14 protein-coding genes are annotated in these 16,588 nt (G+C 29.9%); 7 read left to right on the top strand and 7 right to left on the bottom strand.

Annotated features, from left to right (window positions below):
- Positions 1-94: 94 nt before the first annotated feature.
- From BLU40_RS07385 to priA, 5 genes are all read right to left on the bottom strand, one after another.
- Positions 95-3,223, bottom strand: a complete 3,129-nt coding sequence (locus tag BLU40_RS07385; RefSeq protein WP_090121763.1) for a TonB-dependent receptor — start codon at positions 3,221-3,223, stop codon at positions 95-97.
- Positions 3,224-3,322: 99 nt separating this feature from the next.
- A complete protein-coding gene (gene rplI / locus BLU40_RS07390; protein ID WP_090121767.1) occupies positions 3,323-3,775 on the bottom strand; it encodes a 50S ribosomal protein L9 in 453 nt (150 codons plus the stop codon).
- Positions 3,776-3,790: 15 nt separating this feature from the next.
- Positions 3,791-4,084 carry a 30S ribosomal protein S18 gene (gene rpsR, locus BLU40_RS07395; protein WP_090121770.1) on the bottom strand — a complete coding sequence of 98 codons (294 nt, stop codon included), beginning with the start codon at positions 4,082-4,084 and terminating at the stop codon, positions 3,791-3,793.
- A gap of 6 nt (positions 4,085-4,090) precedes the next feature.
- Entirely contained in the window at positions 4,091-4,432 is a 342-nt protein-coding gene (gene rpsF, locus BLU40_RS07400; RefSeq protein ID WP_090121773.1) for a 30S ribosomal protein S6, read from the bottom strand.
- 82 nt (positions 4,433-4,514) lie between these two features.
- Complete coding sequence (gene priA / locus BLU40_RS07405) at positions 4,515-6,971, bottom strand: replication restart helicase PriA (protein WP_090121776.1); 2,457 nt, start codon at positions 6,969-6,971, stop codon at positions 4,515-4,517.
- A 136-nt stretch (positions 6,972-7,107) separates the two neighbouring features.
- Here priA and BLU40_RS07410 point away from each other — a divergent pair, with 136 nt between their 5' ends.
- A complete protein-coding gene (locus tag BLU40_RS07410; RefSeq protein WP_090121779.1) occupies positions 7,108-8,121 on the top strand; it encodes a cytochrome-c peroxidase in 1,014 nt (337 codons plus the stop codon).
- Between the two features lie 129 nt (positions 8,122-8,250).
- Positions 8,251-9,354: a hypothetical protein gene (locus BLU40_RS07415; RefSeq protein WP_139170930.1), complete on the top strand. Its 1,104-nt coding sequence runs from the start codon at positions 8,251-8,253 to the stop codon at positions 9,352-9,354.
- A gap of 38 nt (positions 9,355-9,392) precedes the next feature.
- Here the strand turns inward: BLU40_RS07415 and BLU40_RS07420 are convergent, their stop codons facing one another.
- On the bottom strand, positions 9,393-10,556 hold the full coding sequence (locus tag BLU40_RS07420) for a THUMP domain-containing class I SAM-dependent RNA methyltransferase (RefSeq protein WP_090121786.1): 1,164 nt from the start codon (positions 10,554-10,556) through the stop codon (positions 9,393-9,395).
- Between the two features lie 133 nt (positions 10,557-10,689).
- Here BLU40_RS07420 and BLU40_RS07425 point away from each other — a divergent pair, with 133 nt between their 5' ends.
- Both BLU40_RS07425 and BLU40_RS07430 read left to right on the top strand, forming a co-directional pair.
- Positions 10,690-11,415, top strand: coding sequence for a class I SAM-dependent methyltransferase (locus tag BLU40_RS07425; RefSeq protein ID WP_090121788.1), 726 nt, complete (start codon positions 10,690-10,692; stop codon positions 11,413-11,415).
- Positions 11,415-12,086 (top strand): ZIP family metal transporter, encoded by a 672-nt coding sequence (locus BLU40_RS07430; RefSeq protein WP_090121790.1) that lies wholly within the window; start codon positions 11,415-11,417, stop codon positions 12,084-12,086. The genes BLU40_RS07425 and BLU40_RS07430 overlap by 1 nt, the downstream gene beginning before the upstream one ends.
- On the opposite strand, the gene BLU40_RS07435 is transcribed toward BLU40_RS07430, so the two are convergent.
- A complete protein-coding gene (locus BLU40_RS07435) occupies positions 12,083-14,281 on the bottom strand; it encodes an ATP-dependent DNA helicase RecQ (protein WP_090121792.1) in 2,199 nt (732 codons plus the stop codon). The genes BLU40_RS07430 and BLU40_RS07435 overlap by 4 nt on opposite strands.
- Before the next feature lie 167 nt (positions 14,282-14,448).
- On the opposite strand from BLU40_RS07435, the gene BLU40_RS07440 reads away from it, so the two are divergent.
- From BLU40_RS07440 to BLU40_RS07450, 3 genes are read left to right on the top strand one after another with little or no spacing between them, the layout of a single operon-like run.
- The gene (locus tag BLU40_RS07440) at positions 14,449-15,414 is read left to right on the top strand and encodes a KpsF/GutQ family sugar-phosphate isomerase (protein ID WP_090121793.1); all 966 of its coding nucleotides are present in this window, start codon (positions 14,449-14,451) and stop codon (positions 15,412-15,414) included.
- 1 nt (position 15,415) lies between these two features.
- Positions 15,416-16,237 carry a twin-arginine translocase subunit TatC gene (tatC, locus tag BLU40_RS07445; protein ID WP_090121795.1) on the top strand — a complete coding sequence of 274 codons (822 nt, stop codon included), beginning with the start codon at positions 15,416-15,418 and terminating at the stop codon, positions 16,235-16,237.
- On the top strand, positions 16,230-16,583 hold the full coding sequence (locus BLU40_RS07450; protein ID WP_090121797.1) for a carboxymuconolactone decarboxylase family protein: 354 nt from the start codon (positions 16,230-16,232) through the stop codon (positions 16,581-16,583). Before tatC ends, BLU40_RS07450 begins: the two co-directional genes overlap by 8 nt.
- Positions 16,584-16,588 lie beyond the last annotated feature (5 nt).

Below are 16,588 nucleotides of genomic sequence, written 5' to 3' on the forward strand. Positions count from 1 at the left end.
AGTCGAAATTACTAAAAATCACTTCGACTCCGCTCAGTGATCACATAAAAAAACCGCCCAAAATTGGGCGGTTCAAATATATTAAATTTTAAATTTAGAACGTATAACGTAATCCAAATTGTGCTTGCCATCTAGAAATTAATGAAGAATCATAAACAAATGTTTTGTTAGAGTCTGCATTAAATGTATAAGTTGGAGCCTTAGACACAGGATCTACTGTTACACCTAAAGGTTGTTGATTAGCTGGTAATTGTACCAATCCCCAGTCTGAATTAAGCATATTTCCAATATTTAATACGTTAGCACTAAATTCAACTCTATGCCCATTTTTCAGCTTTAATTCTTGCATTAATTTAAAGTCCCATTTACCTCTCCAAGGAGCTAAAGCACCATATCTTTTAAAATACTCACCTCTATGCTCACTTAAATAATCATCTTGTTGAATAAATTGTTCAAAAGCAGCAGCATCACCAGGGCTAGTAAAGTTCATATGGCTTAATTGATTTTCTGTAGGAATAAAAATTAAATCATTTAATCCAGAACCATCATTATTTATATCTCCACCATACGTGTAGTTATATCTACCACCTTGAGCATACTCAAAGAAAGTTGCCATAGTTGTTGTCCACTGATCTGTAGAACCATAATTAAAAGCTTTAGAAATAACACCTAAAATTCTGTGTTTATCTCCATATTTTGAATTTGCTAAAGAAGCCGTATTTGCATCACCTAAAGTTGGGTTAAAATCAAAAGCATCTCCAGTAATTTCAGCTTCAATAGAGTTTACATCTTTAGAATCTAAATAGTTATAAGCTATGCTTGTATATAAACCATTATCAAACGATTTTTGAAGTTTTGTTGAGAAGTTAAACGATTTTCCTTTACTTGAATTGGTAAATACATAACCTGTATTACCTTTATCAGCATCCTCATAGTAAGGTCTAGAATCTCCATATCCATTAAGTGAACCAGAAGGATTTCTTAACCCCCAGTTTTGTACATGAGCACCATTAATATCTTTTGTAACTACCATATCTGTAGTCCAAACTAGTCCGTTTTTAAACTTAACATCTGTTCCTAAACTAGTTCTAAACACTTGTGGAAATTGAAAACTAGGATCAACCATTTGGTAATACCATACATTTGGATTAGCTATTTGATTTCCTAACCATACAAATGGTAAACGACCTGTAAATATTCCTGTTCCACCTCTAACTTGAAAAGTTTTATTACCTAAAACATCCCAATTAACACCTAATCTTGGAGAAACTAACCAACTATCTGTTGGCATTTGTGTGTTATCTAAAAGAACTTCTTCTCCTGTATTTGGATTATAATATGGTATTTCAGGTGCATATACTGATCTATCAATAACTTCTTGTGCTTTTTCATCAGTATCAAAAAACAAAGGCTTATCTATACGAACACCATAAGTTAACGTAAAGTCATCAGAAACTGAAAATTCATCTTGTAAATAAAAAGCTATTTGACCTACATTAGTTTCAGCTAAAGACCAACCTTCTCCATTTTCTAATGCATTATTATTTGCATAAACGCCTTCTGCATTTGCCATTGCATCTGCTAATAACCCATTAGAAACAGCTGTGTTAAATGCGCTCATATCTGCAAAATCTCCAAAAAATGCTCCAACATATCCTCTAGCATCTCCAAAACCATAAGTTCCTAAGTTGAATGAATTGTCAAACTCAAACTTTTCGAAAGAAAAACCTGCAGTAATTGTATGGTTTTCTAAGAAATAATTGAAATTATCAGAAACTTGAAAAACTTTTTGATCTAATGTATTGTTAATTGAAAATGGCTCGTGACCAGCTACAATATAATTAGACCCTCCATTTAAAATTCTAAAAGCTGGCATTGGTTGAGACTTTGGTGTTCTAAAATCATCGAAATGTGTATAACCTGCTCTAAACTTATTTGTTGCTTTATCTGAAAATGTAGAATTTAATTCAACCTGAAATGATTGAATTTTATTATTCATTTCATATCCAGAATTTTCGAACTGTAACATGCTATATGAAGGACCTCTAAATCCTAAAGCTGTTGGATGCGCTGTTTTATCTTGAGAAGCATCTAAAAAGTTATAGATAAATGCTGCTCTATGCTTATCACTAATATTCCAATCTAATTTAAAAATACCTTTTATAGATTTGGTGTCGTGTGTAAAACCTTGGTAAGCACCAGTATCATAGCCTAATCCTGCTAAAGCAGATTGTACAGCCATTAAATCACTTTCTAAAACTCTAGATTCATTAATAGCTCCTGTACCTGTATTTGGTAACCAAGATTGACCTAAATCCGTTCTATCATCACTTTCAAAGTTTGCGAAGAAAAATAATTTATCTTTTACTATTGGTGCTCCAACACTTACACCATATTGAATTTGCTCTAATTTTGGAACAAATATTTTTTCGCCTTTAACTTTACTACCAGTTAAATCTTGATTTCTAAAATAACCATAAATAGTTCCAGATACTTCATTAGTACCAGATTTTGTTACAGCATCAATAGAAGCTCCTGTAAATCCTGATTGAGAAACATCATAAGGAGCAGTAGCAACAGAAATTTGTTCAATAGCATCTAAAGAAACTGGTTGAGCAGAAGTTTGTCCTCCTGGTGTAGCTGCATCTAACCCAAATGGATTGTTAAAAATGGCTCCATCTAACGTAAAGTTATTGAATTGATCGTTTCTTCCACCAAATGAACCTCCCGAAGCAGAAGGATCTAAACGGTAAAAATCTGAAGCAGAACGAGAAATTGTTGGTAAATTTTTTAAATCTCTAGCTCCAACACTTGTGTGAGCTCCAGTTCTATCATTATTAAAAGTTGAACTTTTTTGAGCAGTAATAACTACTTCATTTAGTTGTTCACTTTCAGCAACCATTTTAATGTTTACATCAAATGATTTTCCTAAATCTAAATATACATCAGTATATTCAATAGTTTTAAAGCCTACATAACTTACCGAAATGGTGTAAGGTCCACCTACACGTAAGTTTGGTAAGGTAAAACGTCCGCTTTCTAAAGTCATTGTTCCAGCAACAGTTCCAGATGGAGTGTGCTTTGCAATTACATTAGCACCAAATAATCCTTCTCCAGAATCATCAGTTACTACACCATTTATTTTTGAAGATGTAACCTGTGCGAATGTAAAACTTACAATTGTAATGCTTAATAGCAAAGTAAAAAGTAATTGTTTTTTCATATTTATTAGTTAATGTTGAGTTAATATTTCGCAAAATTAACTAAAAAAGGCCCGCTATAAATAGCGAGCCTTAATACTTTATTAACGATTGATTGTTAATTACTTTGCTTCTGCAATAATTTCAATCGGTAATTCAACAATAACAGATCTATGTAATCTTACTGTTGCATTATATTTTCCAAGTCTCTTAATGTTTCCACCTTCAACTTTAATATATTTTTTATCAATTGAATGACCAGCTGCAGCAAATACTTCTGCAACATTACCATTATTTACTGAACCAAATAATTTAGAACCATCTCCTGTTTTAGCAGAAATTTTGATTTCTAATTCTTTAATAGCGTCAGCAACTTTAGTAGCGTCCTTAATTAATTTTTCTTCTTTAAAAGCTCTTTGCTTTAAAGTTTCAGCTAATACTTTTTTAGCTGAAGTTGTAGCTAATACTGCAACTCCTTGAGGAATTAAAAAGTTACGACCGTAACCATTTTTTACAGTAACAATATCATCTTTGAAACCTACGTTTTCAACGTCTTGTTTTAATATAATTTCCATATTACTTCCTCTTTATTATTTTAACATATCACCTACGTAAGGCATTAAAGCTAAATGACGAGCTCTTTTGATAGCTACAGCCACTTTACGTTGGTATTTTAATGATGTACCTGTTAATCTACGAGGTAAAATTTTACCTTGTTCATTAACTAAATACATTAAGAAATCAGCATCTTTATAATCGATATATTTGATACCATTCTTTTTGAAACGACAGTATTTTTTCACCTGCTTAGTGTCAATATCTAATGGAGTTAGGTAACGAACATCACCTTGTTTTCCTCCTTTTGCTTGTTGATCTATAGACATAACTTCTTACTTTTTAGATGATTTAACTCTATCTCTTCTTTTTACAGCCCAAGCCGCAGCATGTTTATCTAACTTTACAGTTAAATAACGCATAATGCTATCGTCTCTTCTAAATTCAAGTTCTAAAGGAGAAATTTCTACTCCTTCAACCTTGTACTCAAATAAGTGGTAAAATCCACTTTTTTTGTTTTGAATTGTGTAAGCTAATTTTTTTAGCCCCCAATCTTCTTTCGAAATCATTTCGGCACCTTTAGAAACAAGATAGTCTTCAAACTTCTTTACTGTTTCCTTTACCTGAACATCAGATAAAACGGGATTCAAAATGAAAACAGTTTCGTAATGATTCATATATATTAATTTTAAATTTTTACTTTTAAGGTTGCAAAAGTACAATTTTAAACGTTATTAGCAACACTTTAATAATCTTTTTTTAATTAAAATTATCTACATCAATTCCTAACCTAACAGATCTAAATTCTTTTACTGCTTGAAAAGAATTAATTATTCGTCTAATTTGTTGCTTTGTACCACCAATTGACTGATTATGAGGAATTTTAATAATTAAAGTACGAATGTAATAATTACGTATTCTAGAGATAGAAGGTGCTGTTGGGCCCAATACATTTTGTTTAAAACTATTTGTTAGCGATTGACCTAACCAATTTGCTGCCATTTCCACTCTATTAAAATCTTTATGTCGAAGCGTAATTTTAATTAATCTATAAAACGGCGGATAATGATATTGCCAGCGTTCATCTAATTGTTCTTTAAACATCGTATCATAATCATTTATAGATACTTGCTGTAATATTTGATGATATGGATTAAATGTTTGAATGGCTACTTTACCTCTTTTTTTAAATCTACCTGCTCTTCCTGCAACTTGTACCATTAATTGATAACTACGTTCATGTGCTCTAAAGTCTGGGAAATTCAACATATTATCTGCATTCATAACACCAACCAAGGTAACATTAGAAAAATCTAAGCCTTTTGAAAGCATTTGTGTACCCACTAAAATATCAATTTCTTGTGCTTGAAATTGGCCTATAATTTTTTGATACCCAAATTTTCCTCTTGTGGTATCTAAATCCATTCTACCAACATTAGCTTTTGGAAATAGCGCGTCTATTTCTGTTTCTATTTGTTCTGTACCAAATCCTTTAGTATTTAATTTTTCGCTACCACAAGCTCCACAATTATACATTAACGCCTGTTTATGGCCACAATAGTGACAACGTAACTCCTTTTTATAATTATGGTAGGTTAAGCTAACATCACAATTAGGGCATTGTGGCGAAACTCCACAAGTTTCACATTCCAAAACAGGCGAATACCCTCTTCTATTTTGAAATAATATAACTTGTTCTTTTTCTTCTAAAGCTTCAGCAATTAATTCCAATAATCTATCTGAAAAATGCCCTGACATTCTTTTCTTCTTATATTTTTCTTTTATGTCAACAAGTTCAATTTCAGGTAGCATAACATCATTATATCGCCTGTTTAACTCTACATAACCATATTTACCTTGCTTTGCATTATGAAAAGACTCAACACTTGGTGTTGCAGAACCTAATAATACTTTTGCTTTATGATGATTTGCTAATACTATAGAAGCATCACGAGCGTGATATCTTGGAGAAGGATCAAATTGTTTGAAAGATGTTTCGTGTTCTTCATCAACTATAATTAACCCTAAATTTGAATACGGCAAAAATATAGAAGATCTAGCGCCTAAAATTAAACGAGCTTTCGGCTTATTATCTAACACATTATTCCAAACTTCAACACGCTCATTTATTGAATATTTAGAGTGAAATACAGATAGATAATCTCCAAAATAAACCTGCAATCTATCAATTAATTGTGTAGTTAAGGCAATTTCAGGCAGTAAATATAAAACCTGCTTACCTTCTTTAAGTATCTCTTTAATTAACTTTACGTAAATTTCAGTTTTACCACTACTTGTAACTCCTTTTAAAAGTGTAGTAAAGTTAGTTTTAAAACATTCTTTTATTTCTAAAAAAGCTGTTTCTTGATAACTAGATAATTCTAAAATATTTTTTGTTTTTCCTTCAAAATTAATTCTATCTTTTTGAAGATAATATATTTCTAAATACTCCTTATCTACTAATGCTTTTAATACTGCTGGCGTACAACCTGCTTTATCAATTAACTCTGTAGATTTTATTGGTTTTTTTAATGAATTTAATTGAAAATACGCTAAAATTAATTCTCGTTGTTTTTTAGCTCTACTTAACAATTCTAATAATTCTGGTAATTTATTTTCTGAACTCCAAGCCTCATTAATTCTAACATATTTTATTAGTTTTGGCTTATACTGCTCATAAATTTGCTCTTTAATAACAATTACCTCTTTATCTATTAATGTTTTTAAAACAGGTAAAACGGTTTTTTTATTAAGTATTTCAACTATTTGCTGAACTGTTAATTGTTGATGGTTTTCTAAAGCTTCAAAAATTAAAAATTCATCGTTGTTTAATTCATTTTCGTCAATATTGTTTTCTACCAACTGAATAATACTCTCGCTTTCTAACATAAATGCTGAAGGCATTGCAGCTCTAAAAACTTCACCTAAAGAACACATATAATACCCCGAAATCCAATCCCAATGTTTTAATTGAAATTCATTAACTATAGGTTTTTCATCTAATATTTGATGAATATCCTTAGCATCATAGCCAACAGGAGCTTCATTATGAATTTTATATACCAACGCAGTATATATTTTGGATTTTCCAAATTCAACAGCAACCCTTATACCTGGTTTTAAAAATTGAGCTTCGGCTTCAGTTATTCTATAGGTAAATAACTTTTGAAGCGGAATAGGTAAAATAACGTTTATAAAGTGGCCTTTTGTATTCATTGAGGCTGTAAAAATATTGATTTCATATTAATAATTAACAATTAAAATTAAGTTAATTTAAATGATTCTTTATTGTTACAAATGTCACTTACAAAAATCCCCGTAAACCCTAAATTTGCACTTTAATTTATAAGTCATGAAAAAAACACTATTTATACTAGTTGCAGTATCTGTTTTAATAAGCTGTAACACTTCAGAAAAGAAAAAAGAAGTAGCTCCAGAATATACTGAATTACAGAAAAAAGCATCTGCTATGTTTGGTAAATTACCTGTACAAGCAGAATGTGAAACCAACTCAATAACTACAGAAAAAGTTGCTTTAGGAAAAAAATTATACTTTGATAATAAACTATCTAAAGACAATACACAAAGTTGTAATACTTGCCATAATTTAGAAACGTATGGTGTAGATAATTTACCAACCTCGCCAGGTAATGACGGTGGTTTTGGTAGTAGAAACTCTCCTACTGTATTAAACGCTGCCTTACACGGATCTCAGTTTTGGGATGGTAGAGAGCCAGATGTTGAAGCTCAAGCTGGTGGACCTATTTTAAACCCTGTTGAAATGGCTATGCCAAGTGAGGCTGTTGTTGTAGAAAGACTTTCTAAAATAGAAGATTACAAGCGATTATTTGCTGAAGCTTTTCCTAATGAAAAACAACCAATTAATTATAATAACATAAAAAAAGCTATTGGTGCATTTGAACGAAAATTAATAACACCTTCAAAATTTGATGATTATTTGGCTGGTAATAACGAAGCCTTATCTGCAATAGAACAAGAAGGTTTACAATTATTTATGGACAAAGGCTGTGTAGCTTGCCATTCTGGTAATGCGCTTGGTGGAAATCTTTTTCAAAAATTTGGCTTGTTTGACGATTATTGGAAACACACTAAAAGTAAAAAAATTGACGAAGGAAAATTTGAAGTTACTAAAAAAGAAAGTGATAAATATGTTTTTAAATCTCCTTCATTAAGAAACATAGAAAAAACATATCCTTATTTTCATGATGGTAGTGTAAAAGATTTAAAAGAAGCTGTTAGCATTATGGCTAAAGTTCAATTAAATAAAGATTTAACAGCTGCAGAAATCGATGCTATGGTTGCATTTTTAAATTCTTTAACTGGTGAATTACCAAAGAATATTTAAAATCTAACACTCTAAATATAAGATAATTAGCACTCCCAAAACAGGAGTGCTTTTTTTTGGCACGCTGTTTGCAATTATCTAAGCGTAATGCTAACAAGCTTACATAGTATTAACTTAAAACCCACTATTATGAAAAACAAATTATTCTTATTCGCAACATTTGTATTGGTAAGTTTAGGAGCTTTTGCTTCAACAGAAAATACAACGGATTATAACAGATACAATAATGGTTATGGAGAATCATTTACATTTGTTGAAAACGGAATTACATTTGCTGTTTTTCAAAATGGAGAATTTGATTTTTATTTAAATAACCATAGAAGAAACGTAAATGTAAACTACAATAGCAGAAATTTAGATATTTCTTTTAACTCTGGTTACAATTACGATGCCTATGTACAATACGACAATTACGGAGCTGTAATTCAAGTAGAAAACACACCTATCTATTATGATTATTATGGAAGAGTATCCACTATTGGTTCTGTAGATATTAATTATATAAATAACAGATTAAATAGAGTTGGTAGATTATATGTACACTACAACCGTTACGGAAGCTACTCGCACTGTTCTGGTTACATAAACAGATATAATAGAACTTATGTTTACCACCCATATCATAACTTTTTTGTAAGACCTTTCTTTGAATTTAGAATTGTAAGTCATACAGCTTATAGACATAGATACCAACCTGTTAGACATAGATATTATAGCGATCATTCTAGAAACAAATATTATAGCAAAAGATCTAAACACGGTAATAGTGTAAGAAGTAGAGTTGCAACAAGTAAAGTTCCTAAAAGAAGAAGCGATCAAATTAGCAGATCTAATAAATCTACAAGTAATAGAAATAGTACAATTAGTAGAAGAACTACAAGTAATGATAGATCTAGAACTACTACAACACCTCAAAGAAGAAATACTTCTTCAACAATAAAAAGAGGAACTAGTATTGAAAACAGAAGAGCTACAACACCTAGAACTTCTACAAGTACAAAAAGAACAATTGAACGTAAACCTACAAGTACACAACCAAGAAGAAGTACAACATCTTCTACAAGAACAGTTAGAAAACCAAGTAAAGTAAGTACTTCTAGTAGAACAATAAAAACTCCTAGAGTAACTCAAAAAAGAAGTACAACTTCTACAAAAAGAGCTACAACTACTAGCAGAAAACCTAGTGTAAAATCAACGTCTAGAAGCTCAAGTACAAGCAGAAGACGAAGTTAATAAATAGTAAAATAGTTTGAGTTAATAAAAAAGCGACACTACTGTGTCGCTTTTTTTTCTTTTCTACTTCCTTCGTACATTTCGTACTTAACAAACTTACAATCTAAATCACCATTTTTTAAGGCAATTCTTTTTGAAGTTCGCAAACCTACATGTTTAAGCGCTTGAACATCTGATGTTATAAACCAAACTGTAGTACCTGGATAGCCGTGTTTTAAGGTGTCTCCAATTTTTTTATAAAATTCTTCAGTATCAATAGATAAACGCTCACCATATGGTGGATTAAATAAAATAGTAGTATGTCCGAAAACTTCTTTTACAGAATTAAAAAAGTTTACATGGTGTACACCTATAAAATCTGCAAGGTTCGCATTCTCAATATTTTCTTTTGCTTTTCTAACTGCTGAAGGTGCTTTATCAAATCCCATAATTTTAAAATGTGGATTTGTAATTTTTTTCAATAAAACATCTTGAATTAAAAAGTATAAATCTTCATCATAATCGTCCCATTTTTCAAAAGCAAACTCTTTTCTGTTAATATTTGCAGGAATATTACAAGCAATCATAGCTGCTTCAATTAGAATAGTACCAGAACCACACATAGGGTCGATAAAATTTCCATTTCCTGTATAACCAGATAGCAGCACTAAACCTGCAGCTAAAACCTCGTTAATAGGCGCAATATTTGTAGAACTCCTATAACCACGTTTGTGTAATGAATCTCCTGAACTATCTAACGATACTGAACATCCATCTTTTTGAATATGAACGTGAATTTTTACATCTGGATATTTTAAATCTACATTTGGACGTTTATGGTATTTATGTCTAAAATAATCAGCAATAGCATCTTTAGATTTTAACGAGATATAATGAGAGTTAGAAGTAAAATTTTTAGAATTTACAACTGCACCAATAGCAAAAGTGCTATCAACTTTCATGTACTGTTCCCATTTTATAGTTTGAAGTTTTTTATACAAATCCTCCTCGTCATACACTCTAAAACTTTTAATTGGCTTTAAAATACGAATAGCAGTTCTTAAAGACATGTTAGCTTTATACATAAAACCTTTATCTCCGTAAAAAGTAACACTACGCACACCTACTTCAACATCTTGCGCTCCTAACTGTTTTAACTCCGTAGCTAAAACTTCTTCTAAACCAAACATGGTGGTTGCCACCATTTTAAAATTTCTTTGCATTGCCTATAAATTTGTGCAAAAGTACTTAAATAAAAAATGATTGAATAGTATAAAAACAATATTAATTAAATAAACATTTGTTCAATGAAGTATAATTCAGTCAAATTCCTATTTTTGTACTAGTTTTTGAAATATGGAAAATAAAGAATGGTTTAAAATGTGGTTTAACACTAGTTATTACCACACCCTATATAAACACAGAGATTATACTGAAGCACAAGAATTTATGCGTAATTTAGTGTCTTTTTTAAATTTAGAAAAAGATAATTTATTGCTAGATTTAGCTTGTGGAAAAGGAAGGCATTCTATTTACTTAAATTCTTTAGGTTATAATACTGTTGGTGCCGACTTATCAAAAAATAGCATATTACATGCAAAACAATTTGAAAATGAAACGTTGAGATTTGTTGAACATGATATGAGAAATCCATTCAAAAATAATTATGATGTTATTTTAAACTTATTTACAAGTTTTGGTTTTTTTGAAGATGACAATGAAGATATTAATGTTTTAAAAAATATTAAAAACGGACTTAAACCCAACGGTATAGCGGTTATTGACTTTATGAACAGTAAAAAAGTAATTAACAATTTAGTTAAAACTGAACATAAAACAATTGATGCTATTACATTTAATATTAAAAGGTATGTAGATGGAAAGTTTATTGTGAAAGAAATAAATTTTGAAGCAGATAATGAAAATCATACGTATTTCGAAAAGGTAAAAAGCTTAGATTTGCCAAAAATAAAAACATATATGGATAGTGTTGGTTTTAACATTAAACATATTTTTGGAGATTACCAACTATCTGAATTTAACGAAACAACTTCAGATAGATTAATTTTAGTTGTAGAATAATGACTTATATTGCACTTATAGTATCAGTTCTTATAGGAATTGTAATTGTTTTTGGTTTAAAACCAGGTAATAAATCTGTTCAGTTGTTACTAGCGTTTAGTGGCGCATATCTTTTATCAATTACTATACTTCATTTATTTCCTGAAGTTTATCACACACACAATTCTAAAGTTGGTATATTTATACTTTTAGGATTATTACTACAATTAATATTAGATTTCTTTTCTAAAGGAGCGGAACATGGACATATTCACATTCAAAAAGATCAAGTATTTCCTTGGGCTTTATTTATAAGTTTGTGTGCACACGCTTTTATGGAAGGTTTACCATTAGCAAATCACACCCATCATGAACATTTATTATGGGCAATAGTTATTCATAAAATCCCTATTGCCATTATACTAGGTACGTTTTTTGTAAACTCTAATTTTAGTAAAAAAACAGCAATTTCGTTTTTAATACTATTTTCTTTAATGTCTCCATTAGGAAGTTTGGCTGGAGAACATGTTGCGCTATTAATAAAGTATAATACAGAAATAACAGCAGTTATTATAGGAATATTCTTACATATATCTACAATAATTCTATTCGAATCATCTAAAGACCATAAATTTAATTTGTATAAATTTATAGCTATTTTAGTTGGTATGTTGGTTGCTTTTTTAGCTTAATTAGCTACTTTACTTATAAATTTAATTCTCATTAAACGAAGTTCATCCTCATCATAATCTCCATCAAATTCGTCTAAAGCATCTTGAATTCTATCTGTTTCAGACTCCATAAAGTAATCAAATATTTCTTCTTGTTGATCTTCATCTAAGTGCTCATCAATACAATAATCTATATTTAATTTGGTTCCACTATAAACAATACGCTGCATTTCTTCAATAAGCTCATTAAATTCTAAGCCTTTTGCTTTAGCTATATCTTCTAGCGGTAACTTTCTGTCTGTATTTTGAATTATATATAATTTTAAACCTGAATTAACTCCTGTACTTTTAACCACAAAATCATCTGGTCTTATAATATCATTTTCTTCAACATATTTTGAAATTAATTCAACAAAAGGTTTTCCAAATTTTCGTGCTTTACCTTCACCTACACCAAAAATATTCTTTAACTCATCCATAGTTATAGGATATTTTAAAGCCATATCTTCTAGAGATGTTTCTTGAAAAACTGCATATGGTGGAACGCCATTTTTTTTAGCTACAGATTTTTGAAGATCTTTTAACAATTTAACCAATGCTGCATCTGCAGAAGCCCCGCTAGCTTTTGTTTGAGTTACTATCGTAGCTGAATCAGCCTCTTCATAAACGTGATCATCCGTCATCATAAAAGAAACTGGCTTAGCTATATAGTTTAAACCTTGCTCCGTTATTTTAACAACACCATATTGCTCTATTTCTTTCTTTAAAAAACCACCAACTAAAGCTTGACGAATAAGTGCCATCCAATGCCCTTTATCAAACTTTTTACCTATTCCAAAAAATGGTTGTTCGTCTGTTTTATGAGATTTTAATAAAGCATTTACATTTCCGGTAAGTGTATTTACAACTTCTTTAGATTTGTATTTTTGATTACTATCTCTTACAACTTCTAATAAAATTTTTAATTCAGCTTTTGCTTCATGTTTACTTTTTGGATTTCTAACATTATCATCCATATTGGCACCTAGGCCATTTACATCGTCAAATTCTTCACCAAAATAATGTAATAAATACTTTCTACGAGACATAGAAGTTTCAGCATAACCAACAACTTCTTGCAATAATGCATTTCCAATTTCTTGCTCAGCAATAGGTTTTCCTGATAAAAATTTCTCTAATTTTTCAATATCTTTATAAGCATAATAGGCTAAACATATACCTTCTCCTCCATCTCGACCAGCTCTACCGGTTTCTTGATAATAACTTTCTAAACTTTTTGGAATGTCATGATGAATTACAAAACGAACATCTGGCTTGTCAATTCCCATACCAAAAGCTATAGTTGCAACAACTACATCAACATCTTCCATTAAAAACATGTCTTGATGTTTAGCTCTAGTTTTAGCATCTAAACCTGCGTGATAAGGAACGGCTTTTATACCATTAACTTGCAATAATTGCGCAATGTCTTCAACTTTTTTTCTACTTAAACAATAAATAATACCCGATTTACCTTGATGCTGATTTATAAATCGAATAATATCTGCATTAATAGTAGAAGTTTTAGGACGAACTTCATAAAATAAATTAGGTCTGTTAAACGATGCTTTAAAAGTTTTAGCATCAGACATTCCCAAAGTTTTTAAAATATCTTCTTGAACTTTTTCTGTTGCTGTTGCTGTTAAACCAATAATTGGAACTTTATCAATCTTTTCAATAATTGTTCTTAGGTTTCTATATTCTGGTCTAAAATCGTGTCCCCATTCAGATATACAGTGAGCTTCATCAATTGCAACAAAAGATATCTTTTGCTTTTGCAAAAACTCAACATACTCTTCTTTAATTAATGATTCTGGTGCAACATATAATAATTTTGTAATACCGTTTTCAATATCACTTTTTACCTGCGCTACTTCACCTTTATTTAAAGATGAATTTAATACATGTGCAATTCCAATTTCTGAAGATAATCCTCGAATGGCATCTACTTGATTTTTCATTAAAGCAATTAATGGCGACACCACAATTGCTGTACCTTCTTTAACTAATGCAGGTAATTGGTAACATAAAGATTTTCCTCCACCTGTAGGCATAATTACAAACGTATCTTTACCAGATACTATGCTTTCTATTACTTCTTCTTGTAGGCCTTTAAATTTGTTAAAACCAAAATATTTTTTTAGGGCTGTATGTATATCTATTTTTGTATTATTCATTATATCTACTCATTCGTTATTATGAAAATATTAAACTTGGGCTGCTTGTTGGGTTAGTTTAAACGTAGAATTAATATTTTTTTAGTTCTTTACTCAATTTCTAATTAAATAAATTTATTTTTGTTCGTTAATAAAGATAAACATTTTTTAATTCAAAATACAAATCTTTGAAAAATAAAAATACAATAATTGAAACAGCTAAGCAAACAATTCAACTTGAAAGTAAAGCTATAGCGAATTTAATCAAATTTATAAATGATGAGTTTGAAAATGCCGTTAAATTTATTCACAATTCTAAAGGAAGAGTAATTGTTAGCGGTATTGGTAAAAGTGCTATAATTGCTCAAAAAATTGTAGCAACTATGAACTCCACTGGAACTCCGGCAATTTTTATGCACGCCGCAGATGCTATACACGGTGATTTAGGAAACATTTTAGCTGATGATACAGTAATTTGTATTTCTAAAAGTGGAAATACTCCAGAAATTAAAGTTCTAGTACCTTTTATAAAAAATTACGGAAATAAAATTATAGCTATTACAGGAAATCAAGAGTCATTTTTAGCAAAAAACTCAGATTTTTTATTAAATTCTTATGTAGAAAAAGAAGCTTGCACTAATAACTTAGCGCCAACAACAAGCACAACAGCTCAATTAGTAATTGGTGATGCTTTAGCTATTTGTTTATTAGATTTAAATAATTTTTCAAGTAAAGATTTTGCAAAATATCATCCTGGTGGAGCTTTAGGTAAAAAATTATATTTAAGGGTAAATGATTTAGTTGCTAAAAATGAAATTCCTAAGGTTGAGCTTTCAACACCTATTAACGAGGTTATTATTGAAATTTCAAAAAAGAGATTGGGTACTACTGCTGTATTAGAAAATGAACATATTGTTGGAATTGTTACTGATGGAGATTTACGTAGAATGTTAAGTAAAAATCCTGATATTAAAGGTGTAACAGCTAAAGATATAATGAGTTTAAATCCAAAAACAATTAATTCTGATGCTATGGCTGTTGAAGCCTTACATACTATGGAAGACAATAATATTAGTCAGTTGTTAGTTTTAGACAACAAAAAATATGTAGGTGTAGTTCATTTACATGATTTATTAAAAGAAGGAATTATTTAATATGGCAACAGAAGAAAAACCAGAAATGTCTTTTTTAGACCATGTAGAAGAACTACGTTGGCATTTAATTAGATCTACACTTGCCGTGTTTGCTTTTGGTATTATAGCTTTTATTATGAAAGGCTTTATTTTTAATACCATTTTATTTGCTCCTAAAAATGCAAACTTTATAACTTACAGGGTATTTTGTAAAGTATCTCAATTCTTTGGAACTGATGGTTTATGCATTGATGATATGCCTTTTACTTTTCAAAGTTTAGCAATGGCAGAACAATTTAGCGTTCATATATGGACTTCTATAACGGTTGGTTTTGTTTTAGCATTTCCTTTTATAATTTGGGAAGTTTGGAAATTTATTAGCCCTGGATTATACGAAAAAGAGAAAAAAGGAGCTAGAAGTTTTATTATTATCTCTTCATTTTTATTTTTTATTGGTGTTTTATTTGGTTATTACATTGTTACTCCATTATCTGTTAACTTTTTAGGTAATTATTCTATTAGTGATATGGTTGAACGTAACATTAAAATTGGCTCATACATTGCTTTAGTTCGTTCATCAATATTAGCATCTGGATTAATTTTTGAATTGCCAATAATTATCTATTTCCTAACAAAAATGGGATTAATAACACCTAATTTCTTAAAAATATATAGAAAACACGCATTGGTTTTAGTACTTGTTTTATCTGCAATTATTACACCTCCAGACATTATTAGTCAAGTTATTGTAGCAATACCTATTTTAATTTTATATGAAGTAAGTATTTATATTTCTAAAGCTGTTTTAAAAAAAGAACATAAAAATCAATTAAAAAATGTCTAATCAAATAGAAAAATTCAACGCTTATCGTAAAAAAATGAACGATAAAATATTGTCTGGAAATCATAAAATTATCAAGCGAATTTTTAATTTAGACACAAATACATATAAAGAAGGACATTTAGACGTTAAAACTAAAGAACTTTTAGGTTTAGTGGCTTCAACAGTTTTACGATGTGATGATTGTATAAAGTATCATTTAGAAACTGCTTATAATGAAGGCATAACCAAAGAACAAATGATGGAAACTATGGAAGTTGCTACTTTGGTTGGAGGTACTATTGTAATACCACATTTAAGAAGAGCTTACGAATTTTGGGAGGAATTAGAATTAAACGATAAAAAATAAATTCA

The sequence above is a fragment of the Lutibacter oricola genome, assembly GCF_900106565.1.
GTDB lineage: Bacteria > Bacteroidota > Bacteroidia > Flavobacteriales > Flavobacteriaceae > Lutibacter > Lutibacter oricola.

Coding starts and splice junctions, on each gene's coding strand:
- BLU40_RS07415 (WP_139170930.1), top strand. CDS start 8,251: ATGAAAAACAAATTATTCTTATTCGCAACATTTGTATTGGTAAGTTTA.
- rplI (WP_090121767.1), bottom strand. CDS start 3,775: ATGGAAATTATATTAAAACAAGACGTTGAAAACGTAGGTTTCAAAGAT.
- rpsF (WP_090121773.1), bottom strand. CDS start 4,432: ATGAATCATTACGAAACTGTTTTCATTTTGAATCCCGTTTTATCTGAT.
- tatC (WP_090121795.1), top strand. CDS start 15,416: ATGGCAACAGAAGAAAAACCAGAAATGTCTTTTTTAGACCATGTAGAA.
- BLU40_RS07450 (WP_090121797.1), top strand. CDS start 16,230: ATGTCTAATCAAATAGAAAAATTCAACGCTTATCGTAAAAAAATGAAC.
- rpsR (WP_090121770.1), bottom strand. CDS start 4,084: ATGTCTATAGATCAACAAGCAAAAGGAGGAAAACAAGGTGATGTTCGT.
- priA (WP_090121776.1), bottom strand. CDS start 6,971: ATGAATACAAAAGGCCACTTTATAAACGTTATTTTACCTATTCCGCTT.
- BLU40_RS07435 (WP_090121792.1), bottom strand. CDS start 14,281: ATGAATAATACAAAAATAGATATACATACAGCCCTAAAAAAATATTTT.
- BLU40_RS07385 (WP_090121763.1), bottom strand. CDS start 3,223: ATGAAAAAACAATTACTTTTTACTTTGCTATTAAGCATTACAATTGTA.
- BLU40_RS07430 (WP_090121790.1), top strand. CDS start 11,415: ATGACTTATATTGCACTTATAGTATCAGTTCTTATAGGAATTGTAATT.
- BLU40_RS07410 (WP_090121779.1), top strand. CDS start 7,108: ATGAAAAAAACACTATTTATACTAGTTGCAGTATCTGTTTTAATAAGC.
- BLU40_RS07420 (WP_090121786.1), bottom strand. CDS start 10,556: ATGCAAAGAAATTTTAAAATGGTGGCAACCACCATGTTTGGTTTAGAA.
- BLU40_RS07425 (WP_090121788.1), top strand. CDS start 10,690: ATGGAAAATAAAGAATGGTTTAAAATGTGGTTTAACACTAGTTATTAC.